Below are 16,096 nucleotides of genomic sequence, written 5' to 3'. Positions count from 1 at the left end.
CCCCATGTTCGCAGTGCGCCGGTTAAGAAAGCCTAACGCGGCGTTCACCATGTAACGATCAGTCCTCGGGGCCGGTCTCCGCCACGCGGATGGTCTCTTCCGGCTCGGGCAGGGTGACCACCACGGTCTCCGGCGCGGCGGCCAGCTGGGCCAGGTTTCCGCCGGCGCGAAGCACGTCCAGCGCCCGCTGCAGCTGGTAATCCTCGTCCTCGGGGTGATCCTCGCCCGGCGCTTCGCGCGGCGTGTGCGCCCCGCGCCGCTCGGCCCCGATGGAGGAGTCCAGGGCGTTGGAATAGGCCGCTTCGCTGTAGATGAAGGACGAACGCGAGACGATGCGCGCCTCGGCGGCGGTGCGCGCCACCTCAAGATCCGGCTCGATGCCGATCTTCTGGATCGACTGGCCAGAGGGGGTGTAATAGCGCGCCGTGGTGATCGACAGGGCCCCGTCGCGGCCTTCGCGCAGCGGCAGAACCGTCTGCACCGAGCCCTTGCCGAAGCTGGTCAGTCCCACCAGCGTGGCCCGCTCGTGATCCTGGAGAGCCCCCGCCACGATCTCCGACGCCGAGGCCGAGCCATAGTTGATCAGCACCGCGATGGGCAGGCCGTCGGCCAGATCCCCGGCCTGGGCGGCGTAACGCTCGATCTGTTCGGGGGTGCGGCCGCGCTGGCTGACGATCTCGCCCCGCTCCAGGAAGGCGTCCGACACGGCGATGGCGGCGGTCAGCAGGCCCCCGCCATTGTTGCGCAGATCGAGCACGTAGCCCTGGATGTTCGGGTTCTCTGCCTTCAACTCGGCCATGACCGTGTTCAACTCACGGCCGGTGTTCTCGTTGAAGGTGGCCACGCGGATATAGGCGAACTCGCCTTCCATGCGGCCGGTGACCGAATCCACGCGGATCACCTCGCGGGTCAGGACCACCTCGCGCGGCTCCTCGCCGTCGCGCATGAAGGTGACGGTGACGTCAGTTCCCGCCGCGCCCCGCAGGCGCTCGGACACCTGGCTGACCGTCAGGCCCGCCGCGCTCTGGCCCTCGATGGCCGAGATGACATCGCCGGGCTGCACGTCCGCGCGCGCCGCCGGGCCGCCGTCCATGGGCGAGATCACCTTCACCAGACCGTTCTCGGACGTAATCTCCAGGCCCACCCCGGAGTAGGAGCCTTCGGTGCGCTCGCGCAGATTGTCGAAATCCTCCGGCGCCATGTAGCTGGAGTGGGGGTCCAGCGCCGTCATCATGCCGCGCAGGGCCGCCTGGATCAGGTCGGTGTTGTCCACCTCGACCACATAGGCCCGCTCCACGATGGCCAGGACGTCGCCGAACAACTCCAGCATGCGGAAGGTTTCGCTGCGGGGCGTCTGGCTGGCCACGGCCATGGCGCTGCCGCCAAGGGCGATGGAGGCGGCGCCGATCAGAAGCAGTTTGCGCATTCGGTCTCTCGATATCGGGAAGGATCGCAGGGTCATATCAGTCACCCCCACAGCGACGAAATCATGGCGTGAGGCCTTTGGTCCATAAAATCAGGCGCAAAGCCCCGCGTCGAGCGTCTTGGCCTGATCATTCCAGCCATGGCGAGGGGTCCACCGGGCGATTGTCCCGGCGCAGTTCGAAATAGACCTCGGCCTCGGCGCCCTCGGGCAGTCGCCCCAGGGTTTCGCCATCCTCGACCCGGTCGCCGGTGCCCACGGCCAGAGGCCCGAGCCCGGCGATGACGGCGCGCCAGCCGGGCGACAGATCCAGGATCACCACTTCGCCCCAGCCGTCCAGGGGGCCGGCGTGCTCCACCACTGCGTTCATGGGCGCCCGGATCTCCGCCCCGCCGTCGGCCCGCCAGGTCCATCCCCGCGTGGCGCGACTGTATCGAGCGTTCGGCGGTCCCTCCACTGGCGCGGTCAGCTGGTCCCGCCCGCCCGGCGCGGCTGCGGTGGCGGAACGGGCGGCGCCCGGCTCGAGCGGCGCCGGCGACCCACCCAGCGCCTCGATGCGCGCCTCCAGCGTCCGCGCCGCCCGTTCGGCCCGCTCGGCGTCGGCCCGCAGGATGACGGCCAGCTCACGGCGGCGGCCACGCAAGGTTTCGATCTCGGCCCGCCGGTTCATCTGGGCGCTCTCGGCGGTGAACAGCGCCTCGCTGGCCAGGGCGGCGCGGCGGCGGGTGTGTTGAATCTCGGCTTGTTGCTCCAGCAGGGCGTCGGCGCGCTCGCGCAAGGCCGGCGCCATGGCCTGCATCAGGATGGCGGCGCGCACGGTGTCCACGGCCCGGTCGGCGGGGATCAGCAGCGGCGGCGGCGGCTCGCGGCTCATCATCTGCAGCGACGACAGCAGCCGGCCCTGACGGGCCCGCTCGCCGCTCAGCTGCGCCAGCAGGACCGCCTCGCGCTCGCCCAGTTCGGCCAGGCGCGCCCGCTGGGCGTTGATGGCGGTGGTGTCGCCCTCATCCTCCAGCGCCAGACGCCGCAGATCCTGATCCAGCCGCGCCACCTCCTCGGCGGCGTCCTCGGCGTCGGCGCGCAGGCGGCGGGCGCGCAACTGCTCCTCACGGTGCTCCACGCGCAGGCGCGCCAGCTCCTCGGCGGGCGCGTCGGCGCGTTGACCGACGGCGGGCGGCGCGGCCGTGAGAACGGCCAGAATCAGGAGCAGGGGGCGAAGCGATGACATCAATCGCGATGATAGGGTGATCCGGCCATGATGGTCACCGCCCGGTAGACCTGCTCCGCCAGCATCGCCCGGGCCAGGGCGTGGGGCCAGGTCTGTGGACCGAAGGCCAGGGTCGATCGTGCCGCGTCCAGCACCGGGCGGTCCAGCCCGTCGGCTCCGCCGATGGCGAACACCAGCCGGCGCTCGCCCTGATCCCTCAGGCCCGCGATGTGATCGGAAAAGGCGCGCGATCCGTAGGTGCGCCCCCGTTCGTCGCACGCGATCAGGTGGGCGCCCTCGGCGGCGGTCAGGATCATTTCAGCCTCCGGCGCCTTGCCGGGCTTTTTCGGATCAAGATCGATCAGCTCCACGGGGCCGAGACCCAGGGCGCGGCCCGCCGCCGTGGCGCGACGCACATAGTCGTCGGCCAGTTGGGCCTCCGGGCCGCGGCCCGCTTTTCCGATGGCGATGATGCCGATGCGCACCGGGCGCGGCGCGTCAGGCCGACTGGGTCCGGTGGGCCGAGTCCACCGACCAGATCTTCTCGATGTTGTAGAAGGTGCGCACTTCGGGGCGGAACAGGTGGACGATCACGTCGCCCGCATCGATCAGCACCCAGTCGCAGTGCGGCAGGCCCTCCACCTTGGCCTTGCCAAGGCCGTGCTCCTTGAGCAGGCGCAGCAGGTGGTCGGCCAGGGCGCCCACGTGACGCTGCGACCGGCCGGAGGCCACGATCATGGTGTCGGCCATGGGACTCTTGCCCTTCAGGTCGATCAGAACGATCTCCTGCGCCTTGTCATCATCCAGGCGTGCAAGAATGGCCGCTTCCAGGCCGGCGGCGTCGATCTCGGGCATTTGGGGGTCTTCTGCGCCGATGGGCGCGGTCGGCTCCATCTCACGCGGGGAGTCGGAAATGGCCGGGGCTTGCGTCTCGGACGCGGGCGAGGGGGACAGCGAAGTGCTCCACATTGACTGACTTGAACCGCATCCTAGCACGGATGGCCGCGGCGGTCACCCGGCGGCCCGTATCGCCGTGGAGGAGGCCCGGTTCAGGGGCGCGGTCAGGTAGGTCCAGGCCGGCGCGGCGGCATCCGGCAACAGGCGGGCCTGCTCCTGGGGCACGCGGAAGGCGGCGTAGCGACGCGCCGCCGGGGCGGTGCGGCTTTGAAGCTGGGAGCCCGGCCGGGCGATCACGGCCATGGGCATGGCGGCGGCGATGTCGGTCCAGCCGCGCCAGCGATGGAACGTCGCCAGATTGTCCGATCCCATCAGCCACACGAACTTGACGCCGGGGTGCCGTGCGGTGACGGCGCGCAGGGTGTCCACGGTCCAGCGACAGCCCACCCGGCTCTCGAAGTCCGACACCACCATGGCCGGGCCGCGCGCGAATTCCCGCGCCGAGGCCATGCGCTCGACCAGCGGGGCGGTCTCGCTGTCGTCCTTGAGGGGGTTCTGCGGCGAGACCAGCCAGATCACCCGGTCCAGGCCCAGCCGCTGCATGGCTGTTTCGGCCACATGGGCGTGGCCCTCATGGGCCGGATTGAAGGAGCCGCCCAGCAGCCCGACCTTCAGCCCCGGCTCAAGCCGCAGGCCGTCGCGCAACAGCCCCGGTCGGGGACCGGCGGAGCGGGGCGCGGGGCCGGCGTGGAAAAAGGCCAAGGGCGGGGGCTCGGAGAGGCGCAGGAGCGACTTATGCTCACCCGCGCCCTAACACGCCCGCCCCATGTTGTCGCGCGGATTACGGACGAATCTGGCCCTTGCCGCGGATGACGTATTTGAAGCTGGTGAGCTGCTCGGCGCCGACAGGGCCGCGCGCGTGCAGCCGGTCGGTGGAAATGCCGATCTCGCCGCCGAAGCCGAACTCGCCGCCGTCGGCGAACTGGGTCGAGGCGTTGGCCAGCACGATGCCCGCATCCACCTGGGCCAGGAACCGTTCTACGGCCTTGTCGTCCGAGGCGACGATGCATTCGGTGTGGCCCGAGCCGTAGGCGTCGATGTGCGCGATCGCCTCGTCGATGCCGTCCACCACCTTCACAGCGATGATGGCCTTGAGGTATTCGGTGGCCCAGTCTTCGTCGGTTGCCGCACTGGCGGCCGGAACCAGCGCCTGGGCGGCGGCGTCGCCGCGCAGTTCACAGCCCTTGTCGGCCAGATCGGCGGCGATCTTCGGCAGCAGGTCAGCGGCCACGCTGCGGTCGATCACCAGGGTCTCGGCGGCGCCGCAGACCGAGACGCGGCGCATCTTGGCGTTCACCGCTACGGCGCGGGCGGTGTCGGGATCGGCGCTTTCATGGACATAGACGTGATTGACGCCTTCCAGATGGCCCAGCACGGCCACGCGGGCGTCGCTCTTGACCCGCTCGACCAGAGACCGGCCGCCGCGCGGGATCAGCAGATCGATGGAGCCGTCCAGCCCGCTCAGGATATGGCCCACCGCTGCGCGGTCGCGGGTGGTGACCATCTGCACCGCGTCCGCCGGCAGGCCGGCGGCGGTCAGGCCCTCGATCAGGGCGCCGTGGATGGCGAGATTGGAGCGCAGGCATTCGGAACCCCCGCGCAGGATCACCGCATTGCCCGCCCGCACGGCCAGGGCGGCGGCGTCGGCGGTCACATTGGGGCGGCTTTCATAGATGATGGCCAGCACGCCGATGGGGGTGCGGACCCGGGCGATGTCCAGCCCGTTCTCGGGTGTCCAGCGCGCTGTCTCGGCGCCGACCGGGTCGGGAATGGCGGCGATGGAGTCCAGCGCCCTGGCCACGCCCTCCAACCGGGCTTCGTCCAGACCCAGCCGGTCCAGCATGGCTGAATCCATGCCCTTTTCCCGGGCCGCGTCCTGATCGGCGGCGTTGGCCTTCAGCACGTCGGCGGCGCGGGCGCGCAGGGCCTTGGCCATGCCGCTGATGGCCCTGGTGCGGGCCTCGGGCGAGGCCAGGGCCAGCTGACGGGCGGCGGCGCGAGCGCGGCGGCCCATGGCCAGCATGTCCTGTTCCAGATCGGCGGCGTCGACGGGCGGCGGGGCGGTCTTGGTCATCACAGTCATGCCCTTAACATCGCCTCAAACCCTGAAATTTCAAGGCCCGGTCAGCGTTTGGCCCGCTTCGGGCGGACATTGTGCGGGCCCCGTGTCTCCACCACCGTGTCCCTCAGGGACAGGTCGTCGGCGTGAATCACCACTGGTCCGCCCGCATAGCCGAGCGCCTCCTTGAGGGCGCCGGAGCGCAGGCCCTTGATCCTCTCCAGGTCCTTGACGTCGTAGCGCACCAGGCCGCTGGCCAGGTCGGCGCCCGTCTCGTCCAGCAGCACCACGGTGTCGCCCTTGCCGAACGTGCCCCGGACCTCTTTCACGCCCACGGCCAGCAACGACTTTCCCGAGATCAGGGCCCGCTTGCAGCCGGCGTCCACAACCAGCTCGCCGCGTGTGGCCAGGGAGCCCCCGATCCACTGCTTGTATGCGTCCTTCACCGTCGTCGAGGCGGCGATGACCGTGCAGCGGCGCCCCTGCTCCAGATGCTGGGAGCCGCGCGTCTTTGCCCGGCCCGCCGCGATCAGGGTGATGCAGCCCGCCTCCGAGGCGATGCGCGCGGCCATGACCTTGGTGGCCATGCCGCCGGTGCCCACGCCCGCTTCGGCATTGGCGCCGGTGGCCATGGCCTCGATCTCGGGCGTCAGGGTCTCGATGTAGGGGATGTGCTTCGCGTCGGGATCGACGCGGGGGTCGGCGGTGTAGATGCCGTCCACGTCCGACAGGAGGATCAGCAGGTCGGCGCTGATCATCTGGGCCACGCGGGCGGCCAGGCGGTCGTTGTCGCCATAGCGGATCTGCTCGGTGACGATGGTGTCGTTCTCGTTGATGATGGGCACCGCGCCCATGCCCAGCAGGGCCCCCACGGTGGCCCGGGCGTTCAGCCAGCGCCGCCTCGTCTCGGTGTCGTCGCGGGTCAACAGGATCTGGGCGGTGATGACGCCGTGCGGGTCGAACGCCTGCTCCCACCCGGCCATCAGCAGCGATTGTCCGGCGGCGGCGGAGGCCTGCTTCTTCTCCAGCCCCGGTCCGCGCGCCTTCGGGCCCAGGCGGCGGCGGCCGAGCGCCACGGCGCCGGACGACACGATCAGCACTTCCTTGCCCTGCTTCCGCCAGCCCGAGATGTCGGCGGCCAGTCCATTCAGCCGCACGTGGTCCACCCGGTTGGTCTTGCGGTCCACCAGCAGGGATGAGCCGATCTTGACCACGATGCGCTTGGACTCGGAGATCACCCGCGCGGCGCGGGTCATGCGCCGGGGCTTGTCGACGTGATCGTCCGTGGCGGCGTCGGTCTGCGTGGTGGTCTGGGCGTCGTCAGTCATGAATTGAATGGGGCGGTCCCTCACGGGGTCCAGCCGCCCTGCGTCTCCTCGGTTGCTTCTTCTTCGGTGGGGATCTCGCCCCGGGTCTTGCGCACCTCGGCCCAGGCGGCGCGCAGCAGTTCAGGCACCCCCTCGCCGGACACGCCGGACACCAGCATGGGGCGTCGGCCCGCCACGGCTTCCAGTTCGGCGGCCTTTTCTTCACGCAGCTCCGGCGTCAAGGCGTCGATCTTGTTCAGGGCCAGGATCTCGGTCTTTTCCCCCAGACCCTCGCCATAGGCTTCCAGCTCGGCGCGGATGGTGCGCCAGGCGCCGGCCACGTCGTCCTGCGTTCCGTCGATCAGATGGATCAGGCTGGCGGTGCGCTCCACATGGCCGAGGAACCGCGTGCCCAGTCCCGCGCCCTCGCTGGCGCCCTCGATCAGGCCGGGGATGTCGGCGATGACGAAGCGCTCGGTCGGGCTCAGGTCCACCACGCCCAGGTTGGGCGTCAGGGTGGTGAAAGGGTAGTCCGCGATCTTGGGCCTGGCCGCGCTGGCCGCCGCCAGGAAGGTGGACTTGCCTGCGTTGGGCAGGCCCGCCAGACCCACATCGGCGATCAGTTTCAACCGCAGCCAGATCCACTTCTCCTGGCCTTCCTGGCCCGGATTGGCGTGGCGCGGGGCCTGATTGACCGGGCCCTTGAAATGGACGTTGCCCCAGCCGCCGTTGCCGCCGCTGAGCAGCTTCACCAGCTTGCCGGGCTCGTCCATGTCCAGCAGGACCGTTTCCTTGTCCTCGTCGAGCACCTGGGTGCCCACGGGCACCTTCAGCACCACGTCCTCGCCCTTGGCGCCGTGCATCTGGCGGCCCTGGCCGTGGTGGCCGGTCTGGGCCTTGAAGTGCTGCTGGTAGCGATAGTCGATCAGGGTGTTCAGCCCTTCGACCGCCTCGATCCAGACGTGGCCGCCCCGGCCGCCGTCGCCGCCGTCCGGTCCGCCGTTGGGAATGAATTTCTCGCGCCGGAACGAGACGGAGCCCGCCCCGCCGTTTCCGGAACGGATATAGATCTTGGCCTGGTCGAGAAACTTCATGACAGGGCTTATGCCGCAATGCGGCATGCAGCGGTAGGGCGCCGCCCATAAACGGCGCAGCGGGCGCCTTCCGAACCGGGGCCTAGCGCCGGCGCAGACCGCCGAGAACGCCGCGCAGGAGTTCGCGGGTGATGGTCGTTCCGGCTGTGCGAAGGACGGACTTGGTCAGAGCCTCCATGGGAGTCTGGCGGTTCGAGGTCCGGCGCCGGGGGGCGGCCTTGGGCCGCGCTGTGGAGCGGGAGGACGTCCGGCTGGGCGTCCGGTCCTCGGCCTCGCGCGCTACCGCTTTTTCCTCCGCCGCCTGGGCTTCGGCGCGGGCGGTGAGGATTTCGTGGGCGGATTCGCGATCCACGGTCTGTTCATAGACGCCGCGCACGGGGCTTTGGGCCATGATCTGGGCGCGTTCGGCGTCGGTGGCGGGTCCGAGGCGGCTGGCGGGCGGACGGATCAGGGTGCGGGCCACCACTGTCGGCGCACCCTTTTCGTCCAGCACCGAGACCAGGGCCTCGCCCACGCCGAGCGACTGGATGGCCTCGGCGGTGTCGAAGGCGGGATTGGCGCGGAACGACCCGGAGGCGGCCTTCAGACCCTTCTGCTCGGCCGGGGTGTAGGCGCGCAGGGCGTGCTGGATGCGGTTGCCGAGCTGGCCCAGCACGCTGTCGGGGATGTCGGCCGGGTTCTGGGTGACGAAATAGACGCCGACGCCCTTGGAGCGGATCAGGCGCACCACCTGTTCGACCTTCTCCACCAGCGCACGCGGAGTGTCGTCGAACAGCAGGTGGGCCTCGTCGAAGAAGAACACGAGACGCGGCTTCTCCGGATCACCCACCTCGGGCAGTTGCTCGAACAACTCCGACAGCAACCAGAGCAGGAAGGCCGCGTACAGCCGCGGGCTGGACATCAGCCGGTCTGCCGCCAGAACATTGACCTGACCGCGCCCGTCCAGACCGGTGCGGATCATGTCCTCCAGCCGCAGCGCCGGCTCACCGAAGAAGGCGCCGGCCCCCTGGCGCTCGAGCGCCAGCAGGGACCGCTGGATGGCGGCGATGGAGGCCGGGGCCACATGGCCATAGGCCTTGCCGATCTCAGACGCATTTTCAGCCACATGGGTCAGCAGGGCGCGCAGGTCGTCCATATCCAGCAGCAGCAGCCCCTCCTTGTCCGCCACATGGAAGACCACCGAGAGCACATCGGTCTGGACGTCCGAGAGCTCCAGCATCCGCGCCAGGAGCAGGGGCCCCACCTCGCTGACCGTGGCGCGCACCGGGTGGCCCTTTTCACCGAACAGGTCCCAGAAAACCGTGGGGGCGGCGGCGGACTGGAGGTCCAGACCAATGGCCTGCGCGCGGGCCAGCAGTTTCTCATTGGGCGTTCCGGCCACGCAGATTCCGGACAGGTCGCCCTTCACGTCGGCGCAGAAGACCGGGACGCCGGCGTCGGAGAATCCCTGGGCCATGATCTGGAGGGTCACGGTCTTGCCCGTGCCGGTGGCGCCGGCCACCACCCCGTGGCGGTTGGCGCGGTCCAGCCTGAGGAACTGCGCCTCCTCGGCCTTGCCCAGAAACAGGTTGGTGTCGGCCATGGCGGGGTCTCCTCATTGTCGTGGGCCCGATTGTTAGCGCAGTCGCGGAGCGGCGCCACCGGCGATTGACGCGCGCCGCCCCGACGCGGACAAGGAGGCATGAAATCGCCCATCACCCTGCCCGGCTCGGCCGTGTCCCGAAACGCCCTGGTCATCCTGGCCGTGGTGGCGGCCGGGGCGGCCATCTACTGGCTCAGCGACATCCTGACGCCGCTGGCCATGGCCATCTTCCTGCTGATCATGATCGACGGGGTGCGGCGGGGCATCGAGACACATGTGGGACTGGGGCCGGGGCTGTCCATGACCGCCGCTGTGACCCTTGTTCTGTTGGGCTTCATCGCCTCCATCTGGATCATCGTGGACGGGGCGGCGGGGTTCATCGCCCAGGCCACGGGGGTGGTGGAGCGGCTGGACGCCATCATCGCCGACATGGCCGGCCTGATCGGCATCGAGGTTGCGCCCACCGCGCGCGAGCTGATCGGCGAGGTGAATCTGCGCGGCCTGCTGGCCGACGTGGCCATGGACCTCCAGAACATCGCCACCGGCGCCTTCTTCGTGCTGATCTATCTGGGTTTTCTGATCGCCTCCCAGGTCGGCTTCAAGAGGAAGGTGGTGAACATGTTCCCCCGCCGTCACGACCGGCAGGAGGCCATGGAGATTTTCGAGCGGGTGCGCGGCGGAGTCGAGGGCTACCTGTGGGTCCAGACCGTGACCGGGGCCATGATCTGCGCGGTGGCCTATGTCCTGATGCGCGCGGTGGGGCTGGAGAACGCCGGCTTCTGGACCTTCGTCATTTTCATCGTGGGCTATATCCCGATCCTGGGCGGCGCCATCGCCGGATTGGCCCCGCCGCTGTTCGCCCTGGTGCAGTTCGAAACCTATTGGCAGGCGGTGGTGCTGCTGACGGGCCTGCAGGCGCTGCTGTTCATCATGGGCAATGTGATCCAGCCCCGCATGCAGGGCGACAACCAGAACATCGACCCGGTGGTGGTGCTGTTGTCACTGGCTTTCTGGGGCCAGCTCTGGGGCGTGGTGGGCATGTTCCTCTCCACCCCTCTCGCCGTGATGGCCATGGCGATCCTCGCCGAATTCAAGGGTTCGCGCTGGATCGCCGTGCTGCTGTCGGGGGACGGAGACCCCTATGCCGACGATCACCGCGAGCCCGACGACAAGCCGGTCAAGCCGTCGCTTCTGGACAGGCTGCGGCGGAAAGACGCGGACGGCACGACCGCCACTTGATCGCCGCTTTCGCCCCCCTATCTGGGCATCAGCAGCCCGGCCTTCCCTCCCCCTCCCGACGGCCGGGCCAGCGGTCGATCCTCTCCCCTCCCCGGATCGGCCATAGAGACCGCCGGACGCCCCGCGTCCGGCGGTTCTCAATTCCGGTCCCGTCATCCCCATTCTTCCCCCTTTCGCAGAACGCACGGCTGGACTAGCTAGCGCGAAACGGTTGATCGGCCGCACAACACGGCTAGGGTCAGCCTCAAGATCAGAACAAAGCGGCCCTGGGTCGCGGCTCGGACGGAAACATCATGCGCGGCGAAAACCGGACCCCGGCGAAGGATTCCAACGCGGGGGCGGACGAACCGATAACCCTTGAGGTCTTGAGCCGGCGGTTCATCAAGGCCCTGGGCGCCAAGGGCGCGCCTGACGCCTTGCAGGCGGCGTTCCTGCGCCAGGCGTTCGAGGACTATGAGGCCGACGAGACGCCGGAGGTGGGGCCCGACGACCTCGCCTGCGTCCTGGCGGCCTTCTGGCTGCTGGGCGAGAAGCGCAAGACCGGCGACGCGCCCCTGATCGACATCGCCCCCATGCTGGACTGCAAGGGCGAGGCGTTGGGCTATGACGCCATCCAGGTGATCCAGGACGACGCGCCGTTCCTGGTGGACAGCGTCATGGGTGATCTGGCCGCCGCCGGCGTCTCTGTACGCGCCATGTTCCATCCGCTTATCGAAGTCGGTCGTGACAAGGCCGGCGCGCGGCTCGGGGCCCAGACGCGTGAGTCCATGATTCTGGTCCTGGTCGACACCCTGCCGCCCGAGCGGCGCGCGGCGGTGGCCGCCAGTCTGGCCGAGACCCTGTCCGATGTGCGCGCCGCCGTCGCGGACCACGGACGCATGGCGAAGCTGATGCAGCGCTGCCTCGACGATCTGAACAGCCAGGCGCCGGAGATGGACGCTGAGGCGCTGGAGGAGAATCTCGCCTTCCTGAAATGGCTGAACGCCGACCATTTCGTCTTCCTCGGGGCCCGGGAGTACGAGTTCCCCCGCACCCCTGACGGCGCCTATGAAGCCGAGGCTCCGCTGTCGCAGTCCGGCGAGGGGCTGGGCGTGCTGCGCGATCCGGAGCGCCGCGTGCTGCGTCGGGCCAGCGAGCCCGCCGTCCTGACCAAACAGATGAAGCGCCAGCTGAACCTGGGCGAGCCGGTCAGCGTGGCCAAAGCCAACCTCCGCAGCCGCGTCCACCGCCGGGCCTACATGGATTATGTGGGGGTCAAGCGCTACGGCGCCGATGGCAAGGCGGCGGGCGAGACCCGCTTCGTAGGCCTCTTCACCGCCGAGGCCTATGACCGGTCGGCGTCCGAGGTCCCGTTGATCCGGCGTAAGGTCAGGAACGCCCTGGAGCGCGCCGGCAAGGCGCCGGGCAGCCACAACCACAAACGCCTGAAGAACGTCCTGGAGAATTATCCCCGGGACGAGCTGTTCCAGATGAGCGAGAACGAGCTGCTGGAGATTTCTCTGGGCGTCCTGCACCTGATGGACCGGCCCAGGGTCAAGATCTTCGCGCGCAAGGACCCGTTCGACCGCTTCGTCTCGGTGCTGACCTATGTGCCGCGCGAGCGTTACGACGCCAGCGTGCGAGAACGCATCGGCCGCATCCTGGCGGCGGCCTGGGGCGGGCGGCTCTCAGCCTGGTACCCGCAACTGAGTGACGCGCCTCTGGTGCGCATCCACTACATCATCGGCGTCGAGCCGGGCGACCATCTTGAGCCCGATGTGGCGGACGTGGAGTCCATGGTGGTGGACACCAGCCGAAGCTGGGCGGACCGCTTCGAGAGCGCCGCGCGCCGGGCGGGTGTGGCCGAAGCCCAGATCGGGGCCCTGACCTCCAAATGGTCCGAAGCCTTCAGTCCCGGTTATCGCGACCGCTATGACGCCATCGAAGCGGTGACGGACCTGTTCGAATTCGATGTGCTGGGCGAGGAAGGCCAAGGCTCTCCCGTGGCTGTGCGGGCCTTCCGCCTGCCCGAGGACACGCCCCTGCAGTTCCGCTTCAAGCTGTACCGCCGCGGCGACCCGGCGCCGCTGTCCGACGTCCTGCCGATCCTGGCGGACATGGGTCTCAAGACCATCGAGGAGTACGGGCATTCGCTGAAGCCCGCCGGCGACACCCCGGTGCATGTGCACGAGTTCCTGCTGGAGGATCCGCGCGGCCAGAACCTCAACTTCAGCGACGTGAAGACGCCGTTCGAAGATGCGTTCGCGGCGGTGTGGACCGGCCGTACGGAGAGCGACGGCTTCAACCGGCTGGTGATCGAACTGGGCGTCGACTGGCGCCAGGCGGCCCTGATCCGCACCCTGGCGCGTTACCGCCAGCAGACCGGCCTGGACCCCAGCCAGGCGGTGCAGGAGGAGGCCCTGCGCGAGCATTCGGTGGTGGCGCGCGCCCTGCTCTCCCTGTTCTACGCCAAGTTCGACCCTGCCGACGGAGGGGCGGCGGCGAAGCGCGAAGCCGCGGTGAAAGAGCTTGTCGACAAGATCGACCGGGCGCTGCAGGATGTGGCCAGCCTCGATCACGACCGGGCCCTGCGCCGGCTGTCGCTGCTGATCCAGGCGATCAAGCGGACCAACTATTTCCAGACCGGCGAAGACGGCGAGTCCAAGCCCTACATCTCCATCAAGATCGCCTCGCGCGAACTGGCGGACGTTCCCGCCCCCAAACCCTATCGCGAGATTTTCGTCTGGGCGCCCCATGTGGAAGGCGCCCACCTGCGCTTCGGCCCCGTGGCGCGTGGCGGCCTGCGCTGGTCTGACCGGCGCGACGATTTCCGCACCGAGGTCCTGGGTCTGGTCAAGGCGCAGCAGGTCAAGAACGCGGTCATCGTGCCCGTGGGCTCAAAGGGTGGGTTCTATCCCAAGCAGCTTCCGCGCGGCGGAAGCCGGGACGCCGTCCAGGCCGAGGCGATCCGCGCCTACAAGACCTTCCTGTCCGGATTGCTGGACCTGACGGACAACATCGTGGCCTCCGGGGCGGTGGTCCGCCCGCCCGCTGTCGTCGCCTGGGAAGGGGATGACCCCTATCTGGTCGTGGCCGCCGACAAGGGCACGGCCACCTTCTCGGACATCGCCAACGGCGTCTCGGCCGACTACGGCTTCTGGCTGGGCGACGCCTTCGCCTCGGGCGGCTCGGCCGGCTACGACCACAAGGAGATGGGCATCACTGCCCGCGGGGCCTGGGAGGCGGTCAAGCGCCACTTCCGCGAGATGGGCAAGAACATCCAGGCCGAGCCCTTCACGGTGGTGGGCGTGGGCGACATGTCCGGCGATGTGTTCGGCAACGGCATGCTGCTGTCGAAACAGATTCGACTGGTGGCGGCCTTCGATCACCGGGACATCTTCATCGACCCCGATCCTGATCCGGCGACGTCCTTCAAGGAACGTCAGCGGCTGTTCGAACTGCCCCGTTCGTCCTGGCAGGACTACGACAAGTCCAAGCTCTCCAAGGGCGGCGGCGTGTTTTCGCGTTCCGCAAAGTCCATCAAGCTGACGCCCGAGATCAAGGCGGCGCTGGAGATCGAGGCGAACGAGGTCGATCCCTTCACCCTGATGAAGGCCATCATCACCGCGCCGGCCGAACTGCTCTATTTCGGCGGCATCGGCACCTATGTGAAGGCGGCCCAGGAAAGCGATCTTCAGGTTGGCGACAAGGCCAATGACGCCATTCGCGTCAACGGCGTCGATCTGCGGGCAAAGGTGGTGGGCGAGGGCGCCAATCTGGGCCTGACCCAGGCCGGACGGATCGGCTTCGCGCGCAATGGCGGACGCATCAACACCGACGCCATCGACAATTCGGCAGGGGTGGATTCCTCCGACCACGAGGTCAACATCAAGATCCTGACCGGCTCGGCCATCGTGGCCGGCAAGCTGAAGGACAAGGACCGCAACGCCCTGCTGGCGTCCATGACCGAGGACGTGGCCCGCAAGGTGCTGGTGCACAACTACGATCAGACCCTGGCCATCAGCCTTCAGGAGCGCAACGCCGCCACGGAACTGGAGGCCCAGATCCGGTTCATGAACCGGCTGGAATCCGAGGGAAAACTGGATCGGACGGTCGAGGGGCTTCCCGGCGACGCGCGGCTGACCGAGATGCAGGCGTCCAGGGGGGGGCTGACGCGGCCCGAGCTGTCGGTCCTGACCGCCTATTCCAAACTGGAGCTGGCCGAGGACATCGTAGCTTCCGCGGCGCCGGAGGATCCCTTCTTCGAACGCGTGCTGGAGGGCTATTTCCCCGAGGCGCTGGGCAAGTTCGGCAAGGCCATGAACAGCCACCGCCTGCGCCGCGAGATCGTGGCCACGGTGCTGTGCAACGACATCGTCAACATGTGCGGGCCCACCTTCCCCGAGCGCCTTAGGGTCAGCGCCGAATGCGACACCACCGCCCTGGTGATCGGGTTCGAGGCGGCGCGGCGCATCTTCCGCCTGGACGAGGCGTGGGACGCGGTTTCGGCCCTGGACGGCAAGATCGACGCCGAAGCACAGTTGAGGCTGTACGAAGAGATCGCCGTGGTTCTGCGCCGCCACACCTTCTGGTTGGCGCGCCGCGTCGCCCGTCAGAACATGGGCGGGGTGGGTGACCTGATAAAGGCCTATCGCCAGGCGGCGGACGACCTGCGCGACGCGGGCGGCTCGGTCCTGTCGCGATTCGAGCAGGCCCGGCTGAAGACGCGCAAGGAAACCTTTGTCGAGGCGGGGTCGCCGCGCGAACTGGCCGCCACCATCGCCCTGATGCGGCCCATGGTGGCGGCCAGCGACATCGCCGATCTGGCGCGCGAACTGAAATGGTCCGCGCCGGCCATGGCGCGGCTGTATCACCAGGTCGGGGCGGCTTTCGATCTGGACCGACTGCGCGCCGCGGCCGGGTCGCTGGCCTCTGCCGACCACTATGAGCGGCTGGCCGTGCGACGGATGGTCGAGGACTTCATGGCCGAGCAGGTGGTCATCACCCGCGCCGTGGCCAGGGGCTGCAAGGAAGCCGTGGGCGAAAGTGAGAAGACCGCCGAGGCGGCCGTGGACGCCTGGGTCGGTGATCGCCTGGGCATCGCCGAGGGCGTGCGCAGCACCGTGGACGAGATCGAGCAGTCGTCCCACGGCTGGAGCTTCGCCAAGCTGACCATCGCCAATGTGGCTGTGCGCGACTTCGCCGCCGCGGCCGCCCAATCCATGGCCGCGACCAAACGGTCCGGCTGA

11 protein-coding genes are annotated in these 16,096 nt (G+C 68.9%); 2 read left to right on the top strand and 9 right to left on the bottom strand.

Annotated features, from left to right (window positions below):
* Nucleotides 1-58 precede the first annotated feature (58 nt).
* The 9 genes from IWC96_RS13295 to IWC96_RS13255 form a co-directional block, all read right to left on the bottom strand.
* Nucleotides 59-1,426 carry a S41 family peptidase gene (locus IWC96_RS13295; RefSeq protein ID WP_021697700.1) on the bottom strand — a complete coding sequence of 456 codons (1,368 nt, stop codon included), beginning with the start codon at nt 1,424-1,426 and terminating at the stop codon, nt 59-61.
* A 127-nt stretch (nt 1,427-1,553) separates the two neighbouring features.
* Complete coding sequence (locus tag IWC96_RS13290) at nt 1,554-2,651, bottom strand: murein hydrolase activator EnvC (protein WP_021697699.1); 1,098 nt, start codon at nt 2,649-2,651, stop codon at nt 1,554-1,556.
* The gene (gene rlmH, locus IWC96_RS13285) at nt 2,651-3,115 is read right to left on the bottom strand and encodes a 23S rRNA (pseudouridine(1915)-N(3))-methyltransferase RlmH (protein ID WP_196839077.1); all 465 of its coding nucleotides are present in this window, start codon (nt 3,113-3,115) and stop codon (nt 2,651-2,653) included. The genes IWC96_RS13290 and rlmH overlap by 1 nt, the downstream gene beginning before the upstream one ends.
* 13 nt (nt 3,116-3,128) lie before the next feature.
* Complete coding sequence (gene rsfS / locus IWC96_RS13280) at nt 3,129-3,485, bottom strand: ribosome silencing factor (RefSeq protein WP_021697697.1); 357 nt, start codon at nt 3,483-3,485, stop codon at nt 3,129-3,131.
* A gap of 156 nt (nt 3,486-3,641) precedes the next feature.
* Nucleotides 3,642-4,289, bottom strand: a complete 648-nt coding sequence (locus IWC96_RS13275) for a nicotinate-nucleotide adenylyltransferase (RefSeq protein WP_021697696.1) — start codon at nt 4,287-4,289, stop codon at nt 3,642-3,644.
* 79 nt (nt 4,290-4,368) lie between these two features.
* Nucleotides 4,369-5,661, bottom strand: coding sequence for a glutamate-5-semialdehyde dehydrogenase (locus IWC96_RS13270; RefSeq protein ID WP_045319130.1), 1,293 nt, complete (start codon nt 5,659-5,661; stop codon nt 4,369-4,371).
* Between the two features lie 50 nt (nt 5,662-5,711).
* Nucleotides 5,712-6,902: a glutamate 5-kinase gene (gene proB, locus IWC96_RS13265; protein ID WP_045319129.1), complete on the bottom strand. Its 1,191-nt coding sequence runs from the start codon at nt 6,900-6,902 to the stop codon at nt 5,712-5,714.
* Between the two features lie 92 nt (nt 6,903-6,994).
* Nucleotides 6,995-8,047, bottom strand: a complete 1,053-nt coding sequence (gene obgE / locus IWC96_RS13260) for a GTPase ObgE (protein ID WP_021697693.1) — start codon at nt 8,045-8,047, stop codon at nt 6,995-6,997.
* 82 nt (nt 8,048-8,129) lie between these two features.
* A complete protein-coding gene (locus IWC96_RS13255; RefSeq protein WP_021697692.1) occupies nt 8,130-9,629 on the bottom strand; it encodes a helicase HerA-like domain-containing protein in 1,500 nt (499 codons plus the stop codon).
* A gap of 99 nt (nt 9,630-9,728) precedes the next feature.
* Here IWC96_RS13255 and IWC96_RS13250 point away from each other — a divergent pair, with 99 nt between their 5' ends.
* Nucleotides 9,729-10,868 (top strand): AI-2E family transporter, encoded by a 1,140-nt coding sequence (locus IWC96_RS13250; RefSeq protein ID WP_021697691.1) that lies wholly within the window; start codon nt 9,729-9,731, stop codon nt 10,866-10,868.
* A 293-nt stretch (nt 10,869-11,161) separates the two neighbouring features.
* Nucleotides 11,162-16,096 (top strand): NAD-glutamate dehydrogenase, encoded by a 4,935-nt coding sequence (locus IWC96_RS13245; RefSeq protein ID WP_021697690.1) that lies wholly within the window; start codon nt 11,162-11,164, stop codon nt 16,094-16,096.

It is taken from the genome of Brevundimonas sp. BAL450 (genome assembly GCF_015767455.1).
In the GTDB taxonomy this organism is placed as follows: Bacteria; Pseudomonadota; Alphaproteobacteria; order Caulobacterales; family Caulobacteraceae; genus Brevundimonas; species Brevundimonas abyssalis.
The sequence above is the reverse complement of the archived record's forward strand: the minus strand, read 5'-3'. Positions and strand labels throughout refer to the sequence as shown.